Source organism: Oceanimonas sp. GK1 (genome assembly GCF_000243075.1).
GTDB lineage: Bacteria > Pseudomonadota > Gammaproteobacteria > Enterobacterales > Aeromonadaceae > Oceanimonas.
In genome coordinates, this window is record NC_016745.1 from 1469544 (window position 1) to 1491945 (window position 22402).

Genomic DNA, 22402 nt, shown 5'->3' on the forward strand with positions numbered 1-22402 from the left:
GCCCTTATCATGTCCCCGCGCAGACGATATACTGGCCTCCGAATTTGCGGAGGAAAAGACACTGTGATCACCGAATCTGGCTATCAGCGGCAGGTGGTGCTCGATACCGAGACCACGGGCATGAACATGGACTCCGGTCCGCACTATCTCGGCCACAGGGTGATCGAGATCGGTTGTGTGGAAGTGGTCAACCGTCGCCTCACCGGCCGGCATCTGCACCTTTACCTCAAGCCGGACCGAAAAGTGGACGAGGAAGCCATTCGCGTTCACGGCATTACCGACGATTTTCTTGCCGACAAGCCAGTCTTTTCCACCAAGGTCGACGAGTTTATCGACTTTATTCGCGGCGCCGAAATGGTCGCCCACAACGCCCCCTTTGACGTCGGCTTTCTCGATTACGAAATGGAGCTGATGGGCCGGCCCGAACGCATGGCCGAATTGTGCAAAATCACCGATACTCTGGCCCTGGCCCGCCGGCTGTATCCGGGCAAGCGCAACAACCTGGACGTGCTCTGCGACCGTTACGGCATCGACAACAGCCACCGCACCCTGCACGGGGCCTTGCTCGATGCGGAAATTCTGGCCGATGTTTACCTGCTGATGACCGGCGGCCAGACCAGGCTCAACCTGCAGACCGACGGCGGCCAGCAAAGCGGCAATGGCGGGGAGCTGCGCCGGCTGGCGGCCGGAAGACCGCCGCTGCGGGTGATCCGGGCTCAGGGCGCCGAGCTGGAAGCCCATGAAAGCCGGCTGGATCTGATCCAGAAAAAAGGCGGTAGCTGTCTGTGGCGACCCTGATGCGGCCTGTGTTGCTGCTGCTGGCGCTGCTGCCGGCCGTGTCCACGTTTGCCGAAGAGCAGCGTGCCCGCTGGCTGGGCAATACCTTTCGCATCGATCCCTCCATTCGGGAAGTGACCCTGTTCATCGAGCGGGAAACGCCTTCCACCCCGGTGGTGCTGATAAGGCCCGATGGCAGCAAGTATTATTACCAGCGCCATCCCGACACCGTCAGCTGGGCTTCCACTCCCACCCGGGACGTGATCACCCTGTGGCAGCCGGAGCCGGGTCCCTGGCAGGCCACCGGCAAAATTGCCGGTGAGCACGGCATTACCCTGCTCAGCGTGTTTCGGCTGGAGCTTGACGCGCTGCCGGAAAAGCTCTACCAGAACGAGGTAATTCGGCTGCACGGGCAGTTGCGGCACGGCAATACCACCCTGGATGCCAATTATTACCTAGATGGCCTGCGGCTGACGGCCCAGCTGTATTCCCACGCCGATGCCCAGCAGGAAGATCCCTTTAACCGGGCGCCGCTGCCTTTGGGGGAGTTTGTGGATGATGGCACCGGACTGGATCCGCACCCGGGAGACGGCGCCATGACGGCGGAAATGGTGTTCAATGCTCTGCCCGGCAGTTATCTGTTTCAGGCCGAGGTCTCGAACGGCGTGCTGGCCCGTTATGCCGAGCGCGAACTCACCCTGTATCCCATGCCGGTACGCGCCCGCTTTACCACCCCCGACACTCAGCGCCACTGGCGTATTGAGCTCGACGCCGACAGCGACATCGTTGCCGACAGCCTGACGGTGGTGGGCACCCTGATCAACCCCCTGGAGCAGGCCCTGACCATTTCCGGGCAGGGGCGCCATATCGAGCTGCCGCCGGCGCGTCAGCCGGGCAATTATCACTGGCAGGGGCGGGCCTACGCCACCACGGCGGATGGCCGGGAAATTCAGTTGCAGCTGGACGAACAGGTGGTGCGGGTGGTGCCGCCCTTGCCCGCGGTAAACACGGCACCGGTACCGGCCACGGCCAGTCGCTGGCAGGGCTGGCCGCTGTGGGCGGGCCTGGCCGGCCTGGTGCTGCTGCCTGCCGGCGGTGGGCTGTGGTGGTGGCGCCGGCGGCGCGGCTGAACGAAAAATCGTCTTTTTGAAACCTTGAGAACAAAAAATAACCGAAAGGGATAAAAAGAGATATTTTCAGCTTGACGACCCGATTCGCCGGCCCTATTATCCGCCTCGCTTGAAGCAAAAGCCAAGCACCGGAGCGGTAGTTCAGTTGGTTAGAATACCGGCCTGTCACGCCGGGGGTCGCGGGTTCGAGTCCCGTCCGCTCCGCCAAATTTAAAAATCCCTTAGCTAGTTGATAGCTAAGGGATTTTTGCTTTTCTGTCTTCAGTAAAATCACACACCTGCATTCTGTCAAATTCCCCCTCGTGACCACACCGTGACCATTTCGTGACCCGGACCCTGTTTTGACCGGTGTTCAAACCACACCACCTGCGCTGTCCATATGCTGATAAAGCTTCAGGTCGAAATACTGAGCCTGCTTTTTGAATTTGACTACAACGTACTTCTTAAATTCGTGGAGTCATGAGTTTTTCGTATTCCTCTGTGTGAAAGTGTCACTGGTGCTTTATCCGCTCTTTGGTTCTGATAACCCCTGGCTTGTTAGTTACAGGTATGGAGAGGAATTAATGACAGCGAAGCAGCGGCAATACCGTATTGAAGAAGACTTGATAGGGGAGCTCGAAGTACCGGCACAGGCACTTTTCGGGGTGCAAACGCAAAGGGCCATCAACTTGTATCCGCTGAATGGCGAAAAGCCCTTGTCGGCCTACCCGGAGCTGTTGCGCGGGCTGCTGCTGGTCAAAAAACTGGCGGCCCAGACCAATATCGATATTGGGGAAATTGAGCCCGAGATTGGCCAGGCCATCGTATCGGCAGTGGATCTGCTGCTTGAGGAGATGCCAGCCGAGGCGTTTCTGGTGCATGCCTTTCATGGTGGCGGAGGGATCTCCAGCAACATGAATGTTAATGAGGTGGTGGCCAATCTGGCCAACCGCAATGCCTTTGATCGCCCCCTGGGAAGCTACCACCCGGTGCATCCCAATGATCACGTCAACCTGAACAACTCGACCAGTGATGTGTTAAACACGGCCTGCCACTTAGCGGTGATCGACAGGATAAAGCAACTGGATAGCGAGCTGGCGGCACTGGTCGGCACCTTCAATGAGCAGGGGCAACGGTGGCAGCATGTGCTGAAGATTTCCCGAACCTGTCTGCAGGATGCGGTCGAAATCAGTTTTGCCGATCTGTTTTGGGGCTATTCATCACAGCTTGCACGCCACCGTCAACGACTGGATACAGACACCGGTGAGCTGTACCGGGTTAACCTGGGCGGCAATATTATCGGACGCAGAGGAGACTGCTCCGAGGCCTTCTTCAACAGAGTTATCGATGGGCTGAACCGGATGATGGGGGAAACAGGGTTTGTGCACAGCGACAACCTGTTTGATGCTTCTCAGAGTCATGATGATCTGGCCAGGGTGGCTGCCGGGCTGGACCAGCTGGCGAGGGCTCTGCTGCGCATTGCCAAGGATTTTCGCCTGATGGCCTCGGGCCCGGCAACGGGCTTGGGGGAAATTCGTCTTCCCGCGGTGCAACCCGGCTCCTCGGCCATGCCGGGCAAGGTCAACCCGACCATTCCGGAATACCTGATCCAGTGCTGTATGCAGGCCTGCGGGCGCTGTTACTCGGTGCAGATGACCCAGGATCATGGTGAGCTCGACTATACCCCCTGGCAGTCTGTGGTGATCAGCAATTTGCTCGACGCCATCTCGGTTTTGACCAGCGGCATGGAGGCCTTCCGGCAACATTGCCTTGCCGGTATGGAGCCGGATCTGGCGCGTAACGCCCATAACGTTAATACCTTGATTCCCACATTGATTCGGCTTAAGCAGCAATGCGGCTATTCGTTCGCTGCCCGTGTTTACAAGGAAAGCGGCGGTGACCTGGAGCAAATCCGGCGTTACCTGGAGGAATAAGAACTTGGGAAGAAGGATGAGTTTTTTGCAGGGCGCCATACCCTAATGTCAATTGTGCTCGAATAGCCATCCTTCTACTCTCGTTGAGAACCACTACAGCACTCGTCCTCACAGGATGTAAACTTCGTCGCAATAGAAATGGAGTATCAAATGGATTCTGTAAAAAACATCCCCCTGTCCTGGGCCTACGATTGGCTTCAGCAACCCAAGCGGCAGTATATCGATGGCCAATGGGTAGACGGCGCCGGCCAGGACAAGTGGGTAGTGACCAACCCGGCTAACCGCGAAGCCCTGTGCGAGTTTGTAATGGCCGATGCGGAGCAGGTGGAATACGCTGCTCAAGTTGCCAACCAGCAACATGAATCCGGCGCCTGGTCCAAGGTCAGCCGCACTCAGCGGGCAGAGATGCTGCGCCAGGTTGCCCGTCTGATCCGCGAGCATACCGAAGAGCTGGCGGTGCTCGAATCCCTGCCCAATGGCAAGTTGTTTGCCGAGTCCATGGCCGATGATATTCCCACTTGCGCCGATATTTTTGAGTACTATGCTGGCTGGACCGATAAGTTCTATGGCGAAACGTCGCCGGTAGAAGACGGTTTTCTGAACTACACGCTCAAGGAGCCGATTGGTGTCTGCGCGCTGATCGCGCCCTGGAACTTTCCCCTGTACCAGACCAGCCTCAAGGTAGCGGCGGCACTGGCCATGGGCAATACCGTGATCATCAAACCGTCGGAATACACGCCGCTGACCACCATCTACCTGATGGAGCTGATCGACCGTGAGCTCGAGTTTCCGAAGGGCGTGATCAACATGCTGTTGACCAACGGCGAGATGGCTAACCAACTGACCCTGAGCAACAACGTACACAAGGTGTCCTTTACCGGCAGCACCGGGGTAGGGCGCAAAATAGTGCAAAACGCTGGCCTGTCCAACCTCAAGGCGGCCACCCTGGAGCTGGGCGGCAAGTCACCCTGCATCTTCTTTGAAGACACACCGGATCTGGACGGTGCCATCGATCGGGCCTTTACCGTGATGTTTTCGCACAAGGGTGAGAAGTGCTCGGAACCGACCCGCTTCCTGATCCACGACAGCATCTATGATCAGGTGCTCGAAAAGCTGATCGCCAAGGCCAATGCGGTGAAGTGCGGTAATCCGTTCGATGAAAATGTCGACCAGGGACCCCAGTGCAACGAGGCCCAGTTCAACAAGATCCTGGAGTACATTGAAATTGGCAAGGGCGAGGCCAAACTGGTGGCTGGCGGCTGTGCCGATACCGAGGGTGACAATGCCAACGGCTATTTCATTCGCCCCACCATCTTCTCCGAGGTGGACCTGAATGCCCGCATCGCCCAGGAAGAGATTTTTGGTCCCGTGCTGTGCTGCACTCGTTTCCACACCTCCGAAGAAGCCGTGCAAATGGCCAATGCCACTGCCTACGGCCTGGCGGCCGGCATTTATACCGCAGACGTATCCCGTGCCCATCGAGTAGCGGAACAAATCGACGCCGGCATGCTGTTTATCAACCGCTACGGTTGCTACGGCCTGGCCGCTCCCTTCGGCGGTTTCCGCCAGAGTGGCTGGGGAAAGGAGATGGCGATTCACTCCCTGTCTTCCTACACCAAGACCAAGGGTGTATGGGTGTATTACGGCGACGCCTGATAACCGCTTTTGCACATTCGACGGGCGAGTCCGTTTATTAACAGTAGTCGGCCAGCAGGCCGACTACTGCTTGCGTATGTCCGTTTTTCGCCCGTTCCGTCGTGTGTCAGACAAACCGCGATGACAACTGTCTTGCCGCCTGGATCAGGAACTTGGAATAATTCCTGGAATCCTGTGCACTGAGTGTCGCACCGTCGATACAGGCGCTGATGGCGGCAACCGGTTCATTTCTCAGATTCAGCACCGGCGCGGCAATACAGCTGAGATGGTGCTCTATTTCGCCCTGGCTGACCGCATAGCCAAGCCGGTGTGCCCGGGACAATTCTTCTTCCAGCACTGTCACTCTATCATCCGCCAACGGAGCCACTTTTTTCTCGCCTTCCATGTAGCTTTTCCTGAAGTTGGCCGACTGCATCGACAGAATGGCCTTGCCGGCGGCTGAGCGGTGCATTGGCATGGTCTGGCCGATAAAGAGGTTAAGTGACGTATTCAGCGATGGTTCCACCTTGGACACCACCACCACCTTGTTACCTACCGGTACGGCGAGGAAAATCAGCTTGTGGATCTCGTTCTTGAGAATTTCGGCAATCGGAAAGAAGTAGGGAATCAGGCTTTGTTTGTTGTACACGGTCGAGGCGATTTGAAAGATGCGTGAGCCGATGCAGTATGCTTTTTTGCGGCTTGGATCCATGGCAATCAATTGATGCCTGAGCAGGGTCTGAGCAATACGGTGGCCGCTGGCCACCGGAATTCCCGTCTGCTCGCAGATCTCCGTTAAGGTCAGCGGATAGGAGGCGGCGGCCAACAGATCCAGGATCAGTACGGAGGCGTCGACGGCCGGCGCCTTTGATTTTTCGACGTGTTCGTTCACTGTTTCACTCTCTTCTATATATGGAAAAAGTGGTGGGTTTCTCGCCGGGATGGCCAGCCAACTATCCACTTCCTTCTGTTAACCCAACAGAAAGAAAAAATATCAAATACGTAACCTTTTGAAAAAGCAGGTAGTACCAAGCCTTGCGGTCTGACTGTCAGGTTTTTGGTGCGCTTTGCTTGTTCCTCGGCATCGCGCATGTCCTTGTTATAAAAATACTTTTATTTCTAGCTGCAGACATTCATTAATATTCTTCCATATTTGGAAATAAAATTCTATATAAGAATTAAATTTGACAGCAGAAAGGCCTGTCCATAGGATTGTTACCAAATTTAACAATGGGCGTTTTTCCATGAAAATGTATAACAATTTCATCCATAACGAATTTGTCGAAAGGGCAGAAGCCACGAAGATCCCGGTTTACAACCCGGCAACTGAAGAGATCATTGGGCAGGTCAGTGCCGCCAGTGCAGAAGATGCCAAGGAAGCGGTCGAGATTGCGGCGGCGGCCCAGAAGGGCTGGCGCAAGCTGACCAGCATTCAACGGGGAGATTACCTGCGCAGACTGGCTGATGCCCTGGTGGCCCGCAAGGATGATATCGGTCGGGCACTGGCGCTGGAGTCCGGCAAGGCGCTGGATGAAGCAACCAGTGAAGCCGTGTATGCGGCGGATATCACCCGCTATCACGCCGAGTGGGCGCGCCGGATCGAAGGCGAGATTATTCCCAGTGACAGTCCGTCTGAAAACCTGTTGCTGCAGCGTGAGCCCATCGGTGTGGTGGCCTGCCTGATCCCGTTCAATTACCCGGTCTATACCCTGATGCGCAAGATTGCCCCGGCCTTGATCACCGGCAATACCGTGGTGGTGCGCCCGAGTAACAACACGCCCTGTTCGGCGTTTGAAATTGCCCGCGCGGTTCAGGAAGCCGGCTTGCCGCCCGGTGTGGTTAATGTGCTGGCGATGGATCACAGCACTGCCGAAATTGTCTGCACCCATCCCAGAGTTGGCATGATCACCCTGACCGGCAGCGTGGGAGCGGGGCGCAAGGTGCTGGAATACTCTCAGGTCAATATCGCCAAGTCGTCACTGGAGTTGGGCGGTAAAACGCCGGCCATCGTCGAGGCCGATGCCGATCTGGAAAAGGCGGCCAGCCAGATTGTCGCCTCCAAAACTACCCACTGCGGACAACTTTGTACCGCGGTCGAGCGGGTCTATGTGCATGAGGCCGTCTATGACCGTTTCGTCGGCCTGCTGCGTGACCTATTCAAACAGCGCGAGTTTGGTGATCGTTCGAAGAGTCCGGGGGTTATGGGGCCGCTTATTAACGAGAACACGCGCCTCGGTATTCATCAGATGGTACAGCGGGCCATCGACGACGGTGCCACGCTGGAAGTCGGCGGTTATATTCCAGAAGGAAAGGGTCATTTCTATCCGCCGACCCTGCTGACCAACTGCCGCCAGGATATGGAAATTGTTCAGGAAGAAATCTTCGGTCCTGTCTTGCCGGTGCTCAAGTATCGCGATGCCGAGGAAGCACTGATGCTGGCCAACGATCACCAGTTTGGTCTGGCTTCGGTGATCTACACCGAGAATTACCGTACGGCCATGATGGTGGCCAACGAGATTGAGGCTGGCGAGATTTATATCAACCGCACACCGGCCGATCCCTATCAAGGCTACCACGCTGGCTGGAAGCGCTCGGGACTGGGGGGGGACGACGGCAAGCATGGCATGCTCGAGTTTACCCAGACCCGACTGGTCGTGCTCAGTTACTAAGCCCCTGCAATGGGCTCCGTACATTCCGTTGTCGATGAGCCCTCGACGATTTACGAGGTATTCAGATGAAAGTAGCTTCCTGTCAGACTCATGTTGTTGCCGTACCGCCCCCTCATGTGGGGGGCATGTACTGGATTTTTGTGACCCTGCGGACCGAATGCGGCATTGAAGGGGTGGGAGAGGTCTATGCGTCCACCTTTCACCCCAGGGTTATGGTCCCGGCCATCGAGGACGTATTTGATAGATATCTAAAGGGAGAAGACCCTCATCATATCGAGCGCTTCTTCCGGCAGGCTTACTCGAGCGGCTTTACCCAACGGCCCGATCTGACCATGATGGGCATTATCAGCGGTCTGGAGATGGCCTGCTGGGACATCATCGGCAAGGCGGCGGGCAAACCGGTGTATGAGCTGATCGGAGGGCGGGTACACGACAAGCTGCGCTCCTATACCTACCTGTACCCGGTCAACCGAGCCGGCGAGTATGACTACGACAACGTTGAACTGGCGGTCGAGTGCGCCCTGGAAAACATGGAAAAGGGCTTTACTGCACTGAAGTTCGATCCTGCCGGTCCCTATACCGCTTATTCCGGGCATCAACTGGCGCTGGAAGATATCGACAAGAGCGCGACCTTCTGCCGCCGTATTCGCGAGGCGGTAGGTAATAAGTGTGACCTGCTGTTTGGAACGCATGGCCAGATGGTACCGTCAGCCGCCATCCGACTGGCCAAGCGGCTCGAGCCCTATGATCCGCTCTGGTTCGAAGAGCCGGTCCCTCCGGGGCAGGCCGAAGCCATGGGAAGGGTTGCGGCAAACACCTCGATTCCGGTGGCGGCAGGAGAACGGTTGACTACCAAGTACGAGTTCCATGATCTGCTGACCCACAAGGCGGCGTCGATCCTGCAGATGAACCTGGGCCGTGTTGGCGGCATTCTGGAAGCGAAGAAAATCGCCGGCATGGCCGAGGCTTTCTATGCCCAGATAGCCCCGCACTTGTACAACGGCCCCGTGGGTGCCGCCGCCAGCATTCAACTGGCCACCGCAACACCGAACTTCCTGATCCAGGAAAGTATTCGCACCTGGGACGGATTCCATGCCGAGGTGCTGCAGGAGAAGATCGAGTGGCGTGATGGCTACATCATTCCCTCGACCAAGCCAGGGCTGGGCGTGGAGCTGAACATGGAAGTGGTCAAGGCCCATTCACCCTACAGCGGCAAACGCCTACACCTGCTGATGGATCCCAAACCTTATGATTACAAGGCGCGCAGCGATGACTGGAAGCGCCAGCCGGATACGGTGGAGAAATGAGCATGGAATTCGATTTTATCATTGTCGGGGCTGGTTCGGCGGGCTGTATTCTGGCCAGTCGCCTGAGCGAGTCGGGGCGGCATTCGGTGCTGCTGCTGGAAGCTGGTGAAAAGGACAGCTCGCCCTGGTTCAAACTGCCGGTCGGATTTGCCAAGACCTATTACAACCCCCGCTACAACTACATGTATTACAGCGAGGAAGAAGCAGGTATGGCGGGGCGAAAAGTATACGCTCCCCGGGGCAAGGTGCAGGGCGGCTCCGGCTCCATCAATGCAATGATCTATGTGCGCGGCCAGGCGTCGGACTTCGACGATTGGGCGGCGGCCGGCAACGAGGGCTGGAGCTATCGGGAGGTGTTGCCCTATTTCAAGAAGTTGGAGCAACATCCGGCTGGCGACAACGAGTTCCATGCTTCTAGTGGTCCCATTGGCATAACACCGATGAAAGGACGAGCTCATCCCATCTGCGATTATTATCTGCGGGCGGCTGAACAGCTTGGCTGGCCTCTTAATGACGACTTTAACGGCGCCGGGGTGGAGGGTGCCGGTATCTACGAAACGAATATTCGCAATGGTCAGCGTGACTCCAGCAATACCGCCTACCTGAAGCCGGCGTTGAGCCGGCCTAATCTCAGCTTACAGCGGGTAAGCATGGTACAGCGGGTATTGGTTGACGAACAGCAACAGGCTACAGGGGTTGAGGTGCTGTACCAAGGGCGCCTGCAGCAATATCGGGCCCGGCGGGAGGTGATCCTGTCGGCCGGCGCCGTGGATTCTCCCAAGCTGCTGCAATTGTCCGGTATCGGTGATCGGGCAACGCTGACCTGCCATGGTATTGAAGTCCGGTGCCATCTGCCGGCGGTAGGTGAGAACCTGCAGGATCACCTCTGTGTCAGCTATTACTACCGGGCCAATATGAAAACTCTGAACGATACCTTCCGTTCGTTCTGGGGTAAGGCCTGGTCCGGACTCGAATACCTGATCAACCGCTCGGGGCCGCTGTCGATGAGCGTCAACCAGGCCGGGGGGTTTTTCCGGGGTAGCGACACCGAGCAGGCCCCCAATATTCAGCTTTACTTCAACCCCATGTCCTACCAGATACCGAAGGACTCCAATGCTAGGCTGGAGCCGGAACCTTATTCAGGCTTTCTGGTGGCCTTCAATGCCTGCCGCCCGACCAGCAAAGGGCGCATTGAACTTGCATCGAGTAACCCGCAGCACGCGGCGTTAATCAAACCCAATTACCTATCGACCGACAAGGATATCAATGAGGTCATTCAGGGGAGTCGTTTGATACGGGCCCTGATGCAGGCGCCCGCACTGCGGGAGATCACCGCCGAAGAAGTATTGCCCGGAAAAGCAGTCGAGAGTGAGGAGGAAATGCTGACGTACTTTCGCGAGAACGCGGGCTCCATTTATCACCTGTGCGGCTCTTGTGCCATGGGACCGGACCCCCGGACCGCGGTTGTTGACAGCCGCTTGCGGGTGCACGGGCTCAACGGGCTCAGGGTTATCGATGCCTCGATTTTCCCCAGTATCACTTCTGGCAATACCAATGCCGCCACCATGATGGTGGCGGAAAAAGGCGCCGACATGGTGCTTGCCGATCATGCCGACTCGGCAGGTCGCGGTCATGTCGACAGCTAATTAAAAGATGGATAATGGATTATGACAAACGCGAAAAGAATCAAACCGCTGGTGTTTTGGCCCCCGTTCCTGCTGTTGATGGCCGCGGTGGCCATGAGCTTTGCCGATTTGGAGGCATTCCTCGGTGTTACCTCAGCCATCAACAGCTGGATCCTGAATCACTTTTCTTGGTTGTTCAGTCTGGGTACTCTGCTTATGGTCGCCACTTGTATCTGGGTGTTTTTTTCACCCTTGGGCAAAGTGCGTATTGGCGGTGAAGATGCCACCCCGCTGATCAGCCGATGGCGCTGGTTCTCCATCGCCCTCTGTACCACAGTAGCGATCGGCATTTTGTTCTGGGCCACGGCCGAGCCCATGTATCATCTGCACAGTCCGCCCGCATCGTTAGGTCTTGAGCCCGGCTCGGCCGATGCAGCCCAGTTCGCCATTTCGACCATGTTTTTACACTGGTCTTTTACGCCTTATGCCATCTATACGGTGCCGGCACTGATGTTTGCACTGGCGCACTATAACCTGGGTAAGCCATTTTCACTTGGATCCGCACTGAGCCCGTTGTTCGGTGACCGCATGTTAGGAAAACCGGGACACCTGATTGATGCGCTGGCGCTCTATGCCCTGGTGGCCGGCATGTCGGCGTCACTCGGTACCGGCGTACTGACCCTGGCCGGCGGCTTGGACAATATGCTGTCGATCGGCACCGGCCCCGTGGTACTGGGCGCGATCACCCTGTTGATCGTGGTCAGCTTTATCCTGTCTGCGGCCAGTGGCCTGAAGAAAGGGATAGCCATGCTCTCGAGTCTCAATACCCGGATCTTTTTCCTGATTTGCGGTTTTGTGTTCGTGTGTGGCCCGACCACCTGGATACTGTCTATCGGGGTCGAGGGACTGGGAGTGTATCTCGGTAACTTCATCGAAAAGAGCCTGTTTACCGGTGCGGCTTCGGGTGATCAGTGGCCGCAGTGGTGGACCATTTTCTACTGGGCCAACTGGCTGGCCTGGGCGCCGATCACAGCCCTGTTTCTGGGCAAAATATCCCGGGGATATACGGTTCGCGAGTTTCTGGTGATTAACATGATGTTACCGGCCCTGTTTGCCTGTGTCTGGATGTCGATTTTCAGTGGTACCGCACTGAGTATGGACATGAACGGCGATGGTTTACTCAACAAGGCCCTGCAGGCTACCGGTGCTGAGTCTGTGGTCTATACCATGCTGGATAACCTGCCACTGGCGGGCATTACTGCGGGGGTGTTTATTTTTGTGTCCTTCCTATCCTATGTAACGGCGGCGGACTCTAACACCGAAGCAATGAGTAATCTGTGCTGCGAAGACAGTGAAGCCAGTCTGTCCGGTGACACCCAGGCCCATGGCGCCAGCCTGAAGCTGAAACTGATATGGGGCGGCACCATCGGCTTTGTAGCCTGGGTTATGACCAGTTTTGCTGGGGTCGATGGTATCAAGATGATGTCGAACCTGGGCGGTCTACCCGCATTGCTGATTGTACTGGGGTGTAACGCCGCCCTGATCCATTGTCTGCTGTCGAGACGCTTCCAGAGCCGGGAGCTTGCCTGGCTGGGGGATGTCAGGGCTGCCTGATCACTGACTTGCTACACCGCCCGTACCGCGCGAATGCCGGTGCGGGCTTTTTATTTCTAGCGCGTTCATTGTTAATAACTCCTCGAAAAAAGATGTTGATTTTGTGTTATGACTTTTTTTCATGGTTGAGCGAATTTATGTCATTTTGAAAATTTTCTGTGCTGCAGCATTCTTGCCAGTGATGAGGACATCTGAAGGAACATTCGCCACACCGGCGGAGTAATTATGTAGGGATTAATATGCAAAACATCAGACCTATTACATTCTGGCCGGCATTTGCCTGTCTTGCCCTGACGGTCATCTATACCATCATTGACAAGCAAAACTTCATTGCCGGTACCTCGACACTTAACAATGTGATCATGGCCAACCTCTCGTGGCTGTTCAACCTCAGCGCCTTGCTAATGGTGTTTATCGCTGCTTATGCATTTATATCACCTATCGGCCGGGTACGCATCGGTGGTGAAAAAGCGACACCCATGCTTACCCCGTTCCGCTGGTTTGCGGTTTCCTTAACCACCGTGATTGCCATGGGGATCTTGTTCTGGTCGGTGGCTGAGCCTGTGCTGCACTACCATGAACCACCGAAGTATCTGGGCGTGACTCCCGAGAGTGCCGAGTCGATGCGCTTTGCCATGTCTACCATCTTCGTACACTGGACTATTACGCCATATAGCATCTATACCGTTGCAGGTTTGGCATTTGCGCTGGCGTTCCACAACCTCAAGCTTCCCTTTTCTATCGGCTCCATGCTGCGCCCGTTACTGGGACGCTGGGTTGATGGTATCGGTGGCCAGATCATCGATGGTTTGGCACTTTTCTCCGTGGTATTGGGCATGTCGGCCACTTTGACATCGGGACTTTTGGTAATTGGCGATGGGATGGAGTCGGTACTGGGCATTGAGAAAAGTGTTACCGGCTACGCGATTATTGCGATTGCCATTATTGGCTCTGCCATTATATCGGCCGCATCTGGTCTGTATCGTGGTATTCAGACTCTGGCACGTATTAACACCTGGCTCTATTTCGTCGGTGCTCTGTTTATCTTCATCGTGGGGCCTACCGCCTTCATCCTGTCACTGGGGGTCGAGTCACTAGGTGTTTATCTGTCAGATTTCTTTGCCCGTAACTTGGTGACCGGCGCTTCTGGTAATGACCAATGGCCGGGCTGGTGGACCGTTGCTTTCTTTGCCAGCTGGTTTGCCTGGGCCCCGCTTAGTTGTTTGTTCCTTGGCAAGATCGCCCGTGGCTACACAGTGCGTCAATTCATCATCGTCAACCTGTTGCTGCCTTCGTTGTTTGGTTTCCTGTGGTTCAGCATCTTCAGCGGATCTTCACTGTTTTTTGATACTAGCCTCGGCGGCATCATGTACCAGGCCTATCAGGAGCATGGTTTTGCCTCGGTCATTTATGTGCTGTTCGAGCAGTTGCCCGGTAGCACCCTGCTCAGTGCGCTGTTTATCTTCGCCTGTTTTATCACCTTTATTACTGCAGCTGACTCCAATACCGATGCTATCGGTGGCCTTTGTATCAAGGGTGTGGATGCCGAAAACCTGAAATCCCCCTTGTGGGTTAAGGCTACCTGGGGTTGTGCCATTGCTTTCGTTGCTTGGATCAGCGCGAGCTATATCGGTGTCGATGCTATCAAGATGCTGTTTAACCTGTCTGGTGTGCCGGGCATGCTGATTGTGCTGGGAGCAGGGTTTGCCTTTCTGAGACTGGCGCAACGAGTGCAGGTTAATGGCCAAATCGTCGAACTGAAGCCGACTGTGCTGGCTCAGATGGAAGCTAACTCTGAATCCGGACGTACAGTACTGCTGGCAGGACTGGGACAGAAATAAACTATTCGACTTTGTAACAAATGGAGTCGAATAGGTTCGGCTCCGTCATTACCTTTGAGGATTTAACATGCAATACGTAAGACTCGGCCAGTCCGGCTTGAAAGTATCCCGTCTCTGCCTCGGCACCATGAACATGGGCTCTAAGCAATGGAAACCCTGGATCTTTGATGAAAAGGAGAGCGAGCCGATTATCGCGCACGCACTTAACATGGGCGTTAACTTTATCGATCTGGCAGATTTTTACTCTACCGGTGCGGGTGAAGAAGTGGTGTGCAATGTGTTGCGTCGTATTGCCCGTCGTGACGAGCTGGTTATCACCACCAAGGTAGGCTATGCCATGAGTGATGACATCAATGCTCAGGGCCACTCGCGCAAACATATCTTCGATGCCATCGACGCCTCACTGAAGCGCATGGGAATGGATTATGTCGATATCTACATGCTGCATTATTTCGATACCGAAACCCCGGTGGAAGAAACCATGGGCGCCCTGAACGATATCGTGCTGGCCGGCAAGGCCCGCTATATCGGTGTGTCTACCATGTACACTTGGCAACTGGCGAAAATCCTGCAGGTATGTGACAAGAATGGCTGGGCCCGCCCAATCAACATGCAGCTTCAACTGAATTGCGCCTATCGTGAAGAAGAGCGGGAGATGATCCCCTTCTGTATGGATCAGGGCATTGGGGTGTCGGTATTCAGTCCGCTGGCTCGGGGTATTTTGACCAGTGATCTGCAGTCTACCCGCAACCAGACCGACTTTTTTACCGCCGAGATGTACAACGATCAGGCCTCCAAGGATATTGCCCATTCTGTCGCTAAAGTGGCGGCTGCGCGCGGCTGCCTGCCTGCACAGATAGCACAGGCATGGGTGTTGCAAAAGCCGGAAGTGTCCTCAATGCTGGTAGGAGCCGACAGCCCGGCCCAGTTTGACAGCGCGCTAGCGGCACTCGAAATGACTCTGAGCGCAGAAGAGCTTTACGAGATTGAACGCAACTACACTCCGTGCGACTTGATCAACGATTACACTGCCGGCAAACGGATTGCGCGAAGCCCACGTCCAGCTCGGGCCCCCTTTATTGACTGATCGCCCTCAAGTGTTTCCGTGGTACGTTGTTTTGCTTTAGGTCTTTTTGCCCCGCTTGCGGGGCTTTTTTGTGGTTCAAATTGATGGAGTTGGTGTCTCTTACCCTTGGGGTTGTTTAGCCCGGGCTGATCTCTCGTAGCCACTCGGTAAAGCGGATCACCTTGGCCAGCCCCTGACGTTCTGCGTTGATATCAAGCCAGTATCCATATGGGCCGCTGACTTCTATGTCGCTGAAGGGCACCAGGGCACCTGATTGCAGTTCACGACTGATCATGTGTTTGTCGATAATGGCAAAACCAGCACCGTTAATGGCGGCATTGGTCACCTGATCCAGGGTGCTGAATTCCATGCCGCGATTGGCATCAACCTGATCGGTGAGGCCGGCGGCCTGTAGCCAGTTTTGCCACACCGGCAGCCGTTCGCCTTTATGCAAGATGTGAAGCAGGCTGCCATCGGTCTGGTCTAGATGACGTGCCCGGTTAACCAGCTCCGGTGCACAGACGGCCACATGTTGCTCCAGCATGATCAGTTCACTGTAATGGCTCGGCCTGGCGGTGCGGCCAAAACGAATACAGCAATCGAACAGTTTGTGGTCGCTGTCGCTGTTGTGAATGGACAGCTCAAGCTCGGGAGAATGCCGGTGCAGACTGGCCAGGCGGGGGGCCAGCCAGCGAGTGGCAAAAGTGGGAGGTACCAGTAGTGTTAATCGTTGTCGTTGTTTAGGATCCCGTAGCTCTTGGACTGCGCTTTCCATCAGGTTGAAAGACTGCTCTAGTTTGGCAAGCAGTTGCTTGCCAGACTCGGTCAGTTCCAAGTGATGATGGCGGCGAATAAACAGCGCCACACCCAGGTAGTCTTCCAGTTGCTTGATCTGCCGGCTGACCGCACTCTGAGTGACATGCAACTGGGCTGCTGCCTGAGTGAAGCTCAGGCACTTGCCCGTGGTTTCGAAAACGCGTAACGAAGTCAGTGCCGGTAACGAACGCATAAGATTGCCTATGGATGAAGCTTACGGGGAAGGAGGGATGCTAACTGTAACAAACGACGAGATTCTTATTCAAACTTATTACTCCTCCTGGAGCTACCGGTATGGACGCATGCAACTACAGACACATCCTGGTCACTGCGGATGATCGTAAACGAGGCTGCGGAGCGGTTTGAGTACGATAGCCCCTGGCGCAATATCAAGGCGCTGCCCATGCCGTGCGCCGAGGAGCAGCCTTTTAGTCTGAAAGTTTCGTGAACGCAGTTCAGCTTATTGTCCGTTGGCTCGTCATTACGAAGCCAGCGGATCTATGCCGAAAGATTGCGCCTATCCAATACCCTTTTTGAAACATGGCCGTTTATCGTTTTTGGCGGCGACTTCAACATATTGGTCCACAAGATCTTCTTGGTACCCACCGGCTCTGTATTTGGCATTTTCAAAAGCAGATGGACCTTACACATCGTTCTGCGACGGGATTTGCGGCAAACCGTGGGAGGAGTGGTTACGGAGGGCTCTGGGGCTGCTTGCCGCCCCGCCGCCAGCGGTGGTAGCGGGCCAGCCAGGCCAGCAGCCGCTGCGGGGCGTGGGCCTTTTTCCACTCGCCGGCGGCGTACTTGTTGGCCTCGCTCAGGGTGGGGTAGATGTGGATGGTGGCCAGCAGCTTGTTGAGCCCTAAGCCGTGGCGCATCGCCAGCACATATTCCGCCAGCAGCTCGCCGGCGTGTTCCCCCACTATGGTCACCCCCAGGATCCGGTCCTTGCCCGGTACCGTCAGCACCTTAATAAAGCCGTGATCGGCGCCGTCGGCGATGGCCCTGTCGAGATCCTCCAGCCCGAAGCGGGTCACCTCACAGGCGATGCCCCTGTCCCTGGCCTCGGCCTCGGACAGGCCCACCCGGGCCACCTCCGGATCCACGAAGGTGCACCAGGGGATCACCGCGTAGTCCACCCGGAAGCGTTTGAACTGGCCGAACAGGGCGTTGACGCTGGCATACCAGGCCATGTGGGCGGCGGTGTGGGTGAACTGGTAGCCCCCGGCCACGTCGCCGGCGGCGTAGATGTTGGGGTAGAGGGTTTCCAGGTAGTCGTTGGTCTCGAGCTTGCGCTCGGTATCGATACCCAGTTGCTCCAGGCCGTAGCCGGTCAGCCGGGGGCGGCGGCCCAGGGCGACCAGCAGATCGTCGAATTCCAGCGCCACTTCCCGGTGGTGATGGCGGACGATCAGCCGCTTGCCCCGGTTGTCCTGCTCCAGCCGCAGCGGCTGATGGTCGGTCAGCACGGCGATGCCGTCATGAGTGAGGGCTTCCTTGATCCGCTCGCTCACGTCTTCGTCTTCCTTCGGTAGCAGCCGGGGGTTGCGTTGCACCAGGGTCACCTTCGATCCCAGCCGGGCCAGGGCCTGGGCCAGCTCGCAGCCGATGGGGCCGCCGCCCAGCACCAGCAGCCGGCGGGGCGGGCTGTCCCGCTGTGCCAGGGCCTGCCACAGGGTGTCGCTGGTGAGATAGCCCACCTCTTCCAGCCCCGGCAGCTCGGGCACCAGGGGTTCGGCCCCGGCGGCGATGATCACAGAGCGGGTGCTAAGTCGGCGGCGGCCGCCGTCGTTGAGAGTCACCTCCACTGTCCAGGGATCGAGCAGGCGGCCATGGCCCTGCAGCACCTCCACCCCCAGGGCGGTGTAGCGCTCCACGCTGTCGTGGGGTGCTACCTTTTGGATGATCTCCTGTACCCGCGCCATCACCCGCCGAAAGCTGAATACGGGCTGGGTGGCGTGGAGGCCGTAGCGGTCGGCGTGTCGCATCTGGTGGGCCAGCCTGGCGCTGCGGATCAGCGCCTTGCTCGGCACGCAGCCGGTGTTGAGGCAGTCGCCGCCCATTCTGCCCGCCTCGATCAGGGTGACCCTGGCCCTGACGACGGCGGCGATGTAGGCGCTGACCAGGCCGGCGGCGCCGGCGCCGATCACGATGAGATTGCGGTCGAAGTGGCGGGGTTTTTGCCAGCCCCGGTAGATCCGGCGGCGTTGCAGCCAGCGCACCAGGTGGCGGGCCAGCAGCGGAAAGATGCCAAGCAGGGCGAAGGAGAGCCATAGGACCGGGGAGAGGATGCCGCCGAGGGAGTCGAGGGCGGCGAGTTGGGTGCCGGCGTTCACATACACCAGGGTGCCGGGCAGCATGCCGAGTTGGCTTACCCAGTAGAAGCGGCGGACGGGAAAGGGGGTGAGCCCCATCAGCAGGTTGATCAGGAAAAAAGGAAACACCGGCACCAGCCGCAGGGTGAACAGGTAAAAGGCGCCGTCCTTGGCAATGCCGTCGTTCACCGCCTTGAGCCGGTTGCCGAACCGCTGCTGCACCTGGTCGCGCAGCAGGAAGCGGGCCGCCAGCAATGCCAGGGTGGCGCCCAGGCTGGAGGCGAAGGACACCAGCACCAGCCCCTGCCAGAGGCCGAACAGGGCGCCGGCGGCTAGGGTCATGATGGCGGCGCCGGGCAGGGACAGGGCCGCCACCAGCACATAGAGCAGGAAGAAACCGGCGGCGGTCAGCCAGGGCGACCGGTCGCGCAGGGCGGCGAATTCCGCCTGGTGCTGTTTGAGTGCTTCCAGGGTCAGCCAGTCGTGGCCGCCCAGGGCGAAGAAGAGCAAGGCGAGCGTCAGTAGTACCAGCAGCAGGAGAAGCTTTTTCATTTGGGTGTCCGCCGCCAGGGCTGGGTCAGCAGGCGGCCCAGCCGCAGCTCGGCCGGATCCTGGAAGTCGTTCAGTCCTATGGTCATGCGTTGGTGTCCCGCCTCGGGCTGGGCCTTATAGGTACCCAGCAGGCGATCCCACCAGGGCAGGTTAAAGCCGAAGTTGCTGTCGGTTTCCCGTGGGATCACCGAGTGGTGCACCCGGTGCATGTCCGGGGTGACCAGCAGCAGGCGCAAGCCGGCGTCTAGCCGGGGCGGCAGCCGGACATTGCCGTGGTTGAACATGGAAGTGGCGTTGAGCAGCACCTCGAACAGCAGCACCGATAGCGGCGGCGCCCCCAGCAGGATGACGGCGCCCAGCTTGATCCCCATCGACAGCAGTATCTCCAGCGGATGGAAACGCAATCCGGTGGTGACGTCGATGTCCGGGTCGCTGTGGTGCATGCGGTGCAGCCGCCACAGCCAGGGCAGGGCGTGGAACAGCCGGTGCTGCAGGTAGATGAGGAAATCCAGCGCCAGCAGGGAAAGCACCAGGGTGAGCCAGAGCGGCAGCGGCCACAGCTGGAACAGTCCCCAGCCGCGCTGCTCCGCCAGCAGGGCACCACCCACGGCGGCGAGCGGAAACAGCCACCGAAGCAGCAGGGTATTGATGGCCACCAGCAGCAGGTTGGCCGGCCAGCGGCGTCGGCGCGGATAACGCCGGTGGCGGCGCGGGACGAGCGCCTCCCACAGCATCATGACCAACAGGATGCCGGCGAAGGCGGCCAGCCGAAGCAGGGGTTCCTGAGTGAATATTTCGTTCGGCATGAGGGGCCTCGTCAGCGGTCGAACCGGGCGGCACCGACCCACTGGGAGGGCAGCCAGAACAGGTCGGCGGGCTCGTCGATGTCGCGCAGGCACTCGCCCTGGTAACAACACCAGCCGAGTTCGCGAATGCGCCGCCGGGTGAGTTCGGCGACCCGGTCGGTGCTCCAGGGAATGTCCTCGAACAACCGGGGGGAGAAACGGCGCAGGCCGAGCAAGGCGTAGCCGCCGTCGCAGGTGGGGTGGAACATCACCTCGCACCGGCCGAGGCGGCGGGCGGCCGCCTGCAGCAGGGCGGGATTGAGGTGCGGGCAGTCGGTGCCGATCAGCAGTAGGTGTTCATCCCGTTGCAGGCCGCGCCGGGCCGCCCGGGCCATGCGTTGCCCCAGGTCACCCTCGCCCTGGTCGCTGAGTTCGAGATGGGCGGGCAGGGGCAGCTCGCTCCAGGGCGGCCGGTCCGGCGCCGGGCTGGCGCACAGCTCCACCGGACCCAGGGCCGCGGCCCGGCAATGGGCCAGGGTCGACATCAGCATGTGCCGGGCCAGGCGCGCCGCGCCCTCGGGCCCCAATGCCGGGATCAGCCGGGTCTTGGCCAGGCCGGCCAGGGGGGCCTTGGCGAAGACGATGATGCGGGTGCTCATCGGTAGGCCCTCGCCAGCGAGGCCGGGTCGGCGCCCCGCCAGTAGGCGAAGCGCAGTCGCCACATCAGCCAGATGGTGCGAAACAGCCCCCGGCTTTCCCAGCGCCGGCCCGAGGTGTGCGCCTTCAGCCGAAGGCAGGCCGGCGGCCCCAGCCGCTTCAATCGCTTGCTGAGTTCGATGTCCTCCATCAAGGGTTGCTCGGGAAAGCCGCCGATGGCCTCGAAGCTGCTCCGGCGCACGAAGATGGCCTGATCGCCGGTGGCGATGCCGGTCAGCCGGGAGCGCAGGTTGATAAGCGCGGCCACCAGGGCCAGCAGGGGATGGCGGCCGGAAATGGTGATGTCGAAGCGGCCCCAGTGCCGGCGGGACAGGGCCTGCTCCACCGCCGGCAAGGCCCCGGGCGGCAGCCGGGTGTCGGCGTGCAGGAACAGCAACAGCTCTCCCCGGGCCTCGGCGGCGCCGGCGTTCATCTGCCGGGCGCGGCCGGGGGCGCTGGTGACCACCCTGACTCCGGCCCGGCGGGCCAGGGCGGCGGATTCGTCCGTGCTGCCGCCGTCCACCAGGATCACCTCGGCCTGGCCGCCCCCCGGCGGCAGCGCGGCCAGGGTCCGGGGCAGGATGGCGGCTTCGTTCAACACCGGCATAATGATCGACATCGTCATGACGGCTCCTTGTGCAGGGCGCCGCCGCAGCTGCTGCCCTGGCCGGCGGTGCAGCCGTAGCAGTGCTCGGCCACCCGGATGGGCTGGCCTTCCAGCTCGCGGTGCAGCAGATCGCGCAGGTGCGGGCGGCCCGCGCCGGGCAGGCGCAGCCCCAGTTGCTGGTTGAAGTCGCAGTCGTACAAATACCCCTGCCAGTCCACGCTCACCAGGTTGCGGCACATCAGTCCGGGCAGGTTGGCGGCGGAGAAGTTTTCCTTCAGCAGGCGCAGGTAGTCGTGGAACTGGCGCTTGCTGAGCAGGTAGTCGCCGAAGCGCTTGATGGGCATGTTGGCCAGGGCGAACAGCCGGTTAAAGCGAATGCCGAAGTGTTCCCCCAGCTCGCGCTTGTAGTCGGCTTCCAGCGCCGCCTGGGGCGGCGGCAGGCTGGGGCCCTGGGGATTGTAGACAAGGTGAAGCTCAAGCCCCGAACCGGGCTGGCCGTACCCCAGCCGGTTGAGTGCCTGCAGGGCGAGCATGCTCTTGTCGAAGGTGCCCTTGCCCCGCTGCTTGTCGACGTTGTCCAGCGAATAACAGGGCAGGGAGGCTACCACCTCCACCCCCTGTCCGGCCAGGAATTCGGCCAGATCGTCCTGGCCTGGCTCGAACAGTATGGTGAGGTTGCAGCGATCGATCACCTTCACCCCCTGGGCGCGGGCGGCCCGCACCAGCGCCCGAAAGCCTGAGTGCAGCTCGGGGGCGCCGCCGGTGAGATCCAGGGTCGAGAGCCCACGGGCCCGCAGCACCTCGGGGATCAGCGCCAGGTTGTCCTCGTCCATCATCTCGGTGCGGTGGGGGCCGGCGGCCACGTGGCAGTGCACGCACTTCATGTTGCACTGGTAGCCCAGGTTCACCTGCAGGGTATCGAGCCGGTGGCGGCGGATGGCCGGAAAGTCGGTCAGATCCAGCAGCGGCAGGGTGTCTCTCATGGTGCTTCTCCACGGATGGAAAGGGATAAGTTAGCATCGTGCGACGGGGGCCGATGGTGACAGCCGATTCG

17 protein-coding genes and 1 tRNA gene are annotated in these 22402 nt (G+C 58.7%); 11 read left to right on the forward strand and 7 right to left on the reverse strand.

Annotated features, from left to right (window positions below; all coding sequences use genetic code 11):
• The first annotated feature begins 63 nt into the window (after window positions 1–63).
• From dnaQ to GU3_RS07070, 5 genes are all read left to right on the forward strand, one after another.
• Window positions 64–798, forward strand: coding sequence for a DNA polymerase III subunit epsilon (dnaQ, locus tag GU3_RS07050; RefSeq protein WP_014291836.1), 735 nt, complete (start codon window positions 64–66; stop codon window positions 796–798).
• Window positions 786–1907 carry a hypothetical protein gene (locus GU3_RS07055; RefSeq protein WP_014291837.1) on the forward strand — a complete coding sequence of 374 codons (1122 nt, stop codon included), beginning with the start codon at window positions 786–788 and terminating at the stop codon, window positions 1905–1907. Before dnaQ ends, GU3_RS07055 begins: the two co-directional genes overlap by 13 nt.
• A gap of 130 nt (window positions 1908–2037) precedes the next feature.
• Window positions 2038–2114 (forward strand) — tRNA-Asp (locus tag GU3_RS07060).
• A 290-nt stretch (window positions 2115–2404) separates the two neighbouring features.
• Complete coding sequence (locus GU3_RS07065) at window positions 2405–3820, forward strand: lyase family protein (RefSeq protein WP_148265865.1); 1416 nt, start codon at window positions 2405–2407, stop codon at window positions 3818–3820.
• A 150-nt stretch (window positions 3821–3970) separates the two neighbouring features.
• Window positions 3971–5476, forward strand: coding sequence for an aldehyde dehydrogenase (locus tag GU3_RS07070; RefSeq protein WP_014291839.1), 1506 nt, complete (start codon window positions 3971–3973; stop codon window positions 5474–5476).
• 106 nt (window positions 5477–5582) lie between these two features.
• On the opposite strand, the gene GU3_RS07075 is transcribed toward GU3_RS07070, so the two are convergent.
• A complete protein-coding gene (locus tag GU3_RS07075) occupies window positions 5583–6347 on the reverse strand; it encodes an IclR family transcriptional regulator (RefSeq protein WP_014291840.1) in 765 nt (254 codons plus the stop codon).
• Between the two features lie 352 nt (window positions 6348–6699).
• Between GU3_RS07075 and aldA the strand changes: the two genes are divergently transcribed.
• The 6 genes from aldA (at window position 6700) to GU3_RS07105 (ending at window position 15598) form a co-directional block, all read left to right on the forward strand.
• Window positions 6700–8124: an aldehyde dehydrogenase gene (gene aldA, locus GU3_RS07080; RefSeq protein ID WP_014291841.1), complete on the forward strand. Its 1425-nt coding sequence runs from the start codon at window positions 6700–6702 to the stop codon at window positions 8122–8124.
• A 125-nt stretch (window positions 8125–8249) separates the two neighbouring features.
• Window positions 8250–9431 carry a mandelate racemase/muconate lactonizing enzyme family protein gene (locus tag GU3_RS07085; RefSeq protein WP_014291842.1) on the forward strand — a complete coding sequence of 394 codons (1182 nt, stop codon included), beginning with the start codon at window positions 8250–8252 and terminating at the stop codon, window positions 9429–9431.
• 2 nt (window positions 9432–9433) lie between these two features.
• A complete protein-coding gene (locus GU3_RS07090; RefSeq protein WP_050899400.1) occupies window positions 9434–11077 on the forward strand; it encodes a GMC family oxidoreductase in 1644 nt (547 codons plus the stop codon).
• Window positions 11078–11098: 21 nt separating this feature from the next.
• Window positions 11099–12670, forward strand: coding sequence for a BCCT family transporter (locus GU3_RS07095; protein WP_014291844.1), 1572 nt, complete (start codon window positions 11099–11101; stop codon window positions 12668–12670).
• Window positions 12671–12909: 239 nt separating this feature from the next.
• Entirely contained in the window at window positions 12910–14511 is a 1602-nt protein-coding gene (locus tag GU3_RS07100) for a BCCT family transporter (RefSeq protein ID WP_014291845.1), read from the forward strand.
• Window positions 14512–14578: 67 nt separating this feature from the next.
• Window positions 14579–15598: an aldo/keto reductase gene (locus GU3_RS07105; RefSeq protein WP_014291846.1), complete on the forward strand. Its 1020-nt coding sequence runs from the start codon at window positions 14579–14581 to the stop codon at window positions 15596–15598.
• Window positions 15599–15713: 115 nt separating this feature from the next.
• Here GU3_RS07105 and GU3_RS07110 read toward each other — a convergent pair whose 3' ends face one another.
• The 6 genes from GU3_RS07110 to arsS all read right to left on the reverse strand — a co-directional run bounded on the left by GU3_RS07110 (window position 15714) and on the right by arsS (window position 22331).
• Window positions 15714–16586 carry a LysR substrate-binding domain-containing protein gene (locus tag GU3_RS07110; protein WP_041543013.1) on the reverse strand — a complete coding sequence of 291 codons (873 nt, stop codon included), beginning with the start codon at window positions 16584–16586 and terminating at the stop codon, window positions 15714–15716.
• A 499-nt stretch (window positions 16587–17085) separates the two neighbouring features.
• Window positions 17086–19260, reverse strand: coding sequence for an FAD-dependent oxidoreductase (locus GU3_RS07115; protein ID WP_014291849.1), 2175 nt, complete (start codon window positions 19258–19260; stop codon window positions 17086–17088).
• Window positions 19257–20066 carry a sterol desaturase family protein gene (locus tag GU3_RS07120; protein WP_014291850.1) on the reverse strand — a complete coding sequence of 270 codons (810 nt, stop codon included), beginning with the start codon at window positions 20064–20066 and terminating at the stop codon, window positions 19257–19259. Before GU3_RS07120 ends, GU3_RS07115 begins: the two co-directional genes overlap by 4 nt.
• Window positions 20067–20077: 11 nt before the next feature.
• On the reverse strand, window positions 20078–20704 hold the full coding sequence (locus GU3_RS07125; RefSeq protein ID WP_014291851.1) for a TIGR04282 family arsenosugar biosynthesis glycosyltransferase: 627 nt from the start codon (window positions 20702–20704) through the stop codon (window positions 20078–20080).
• Window positions 20701–21366 carry a TIGR04283 family arsenosugar biosynthesis glycosyltransferase gene (locus GU3_RS07130; protein WP_041543015.1) on the reverse strand — a complete coding sequence of 222 codons (666 nt, stop codon included), beginning with the start codon at window positions 21364–21366 and terminating at the stop codon, window positions 20701–20703. The genes GU3_RS07125 and GU3_RS07130 overlap by 4 nt, the downstream gene beginning before the upstream one ends.
• Window positions 21363–22331: an arsenosugar biosynthesis radical SAM (seleno)protein ArsS gene (gene arsS / locus GU3_RS07135; protein WP_014291853.1), complete on the reverse strand. Its 969-nt coding sequence runs from the start codon at window positions 22329–22331 to the stop codon at window positions 21363–21365. The genes GU3_RS07130 and arsS overlap by 4 nt, the downstream gene beginning before the upstream one ends.
• Window positions 22332–22402 lie beyond the last annotated feature (71 nt).

Bases quoted from the DNA above. Each gene is read 5' to 3' on its own strand.
- GU3_RS07110 (WP_041543013.1), bottom strand. From the start codon at position 16,586: ATGCGTTCGTTACCGGCACTGACTTCGTTACGCGTTTTCGAAACCACG.
- GU3_RS07125 (WP_014291851.1), bottom strand. From the start codon at position 20,704: ATGAGCACCCGCATCATCGTCTTCGCCAAGGCCCCCCTGGCCGGCCTG.
- GU3_RS07115 (WP_014291849.1), bottom strand. From the start codon at position 19,260: ATGAAAAAGCTTCTCCTGCTGCTGGTACTACTGACGCTCGCCTTGCTC.
- GU3_RS07130 (WP_041543015.1), bottom strand. From the start codon at position 21,366: ATGACGATGTCGATCATTATGCCGGTGTTGAACGAAGCCGCCATCCTG.
- GU3_RS07085 (WP_014291842.1), top strand. From the start codon at position 8,250: ATGTACTGGATTTTTGTGACCCTGCGGACCGAATGCGGCATTGAAGGG.
- GU3_RS07120 (WP_014291850.1), bottom strand. From the start codon at position 20,066: ATGCCGAACGAAATATTCACTCAGGAACCCCTGCTTCGGCTGGCCGCC.
- aldA (WP_014291841.1), top strand. From the start codon at position 6,700: ATGAAAATGTATAACAATTTCATCCATAACGAATTTGTCGAAAGGGCA.
- GU3_RS07095 (WP_014291844.1), top strand. From the start codon at position 11,099: ATGACAAACGCGAAAAGAATCAAACCGCTGGTGTTTTGGCCCCCGTTC.
- arsS (WP_014291853.1), bottom strand. From the start codon at position 22,331: ATGAGAGACACCCTGCCGCTGCTGGATCTGACCGACTTTCCGGCCATC.
- GU3_RS07070 (WP_014291839.1), top strand. From the start codon at position 3,971: ATGGATTCTGTAAAAAACATCCCCCTGTCCTGGGCCTACGATTGGCTT.
- GU3_RS07090 (WP_050899400.1), top strand. From the start codon at position 9,434: ATGGAATTCGATTTTATCATTGTCGGGGCTGGTTCGGCGGGCTGTATT.
- GU3_RS07100 (WP_014291845.1), top strand. From the start codon at position 12,910: ATGCAAAACATCAGACCTATTACATTCTGGCCGGCATTTGCCTGTCTT.
- GU3_RS07105 (WP_014291846.1), top strand. From the start codon at position 14,579: ATGCAATACGTAAGACTCGGCCAGTCCGGCTTGAAAGTATCCCGTCTC.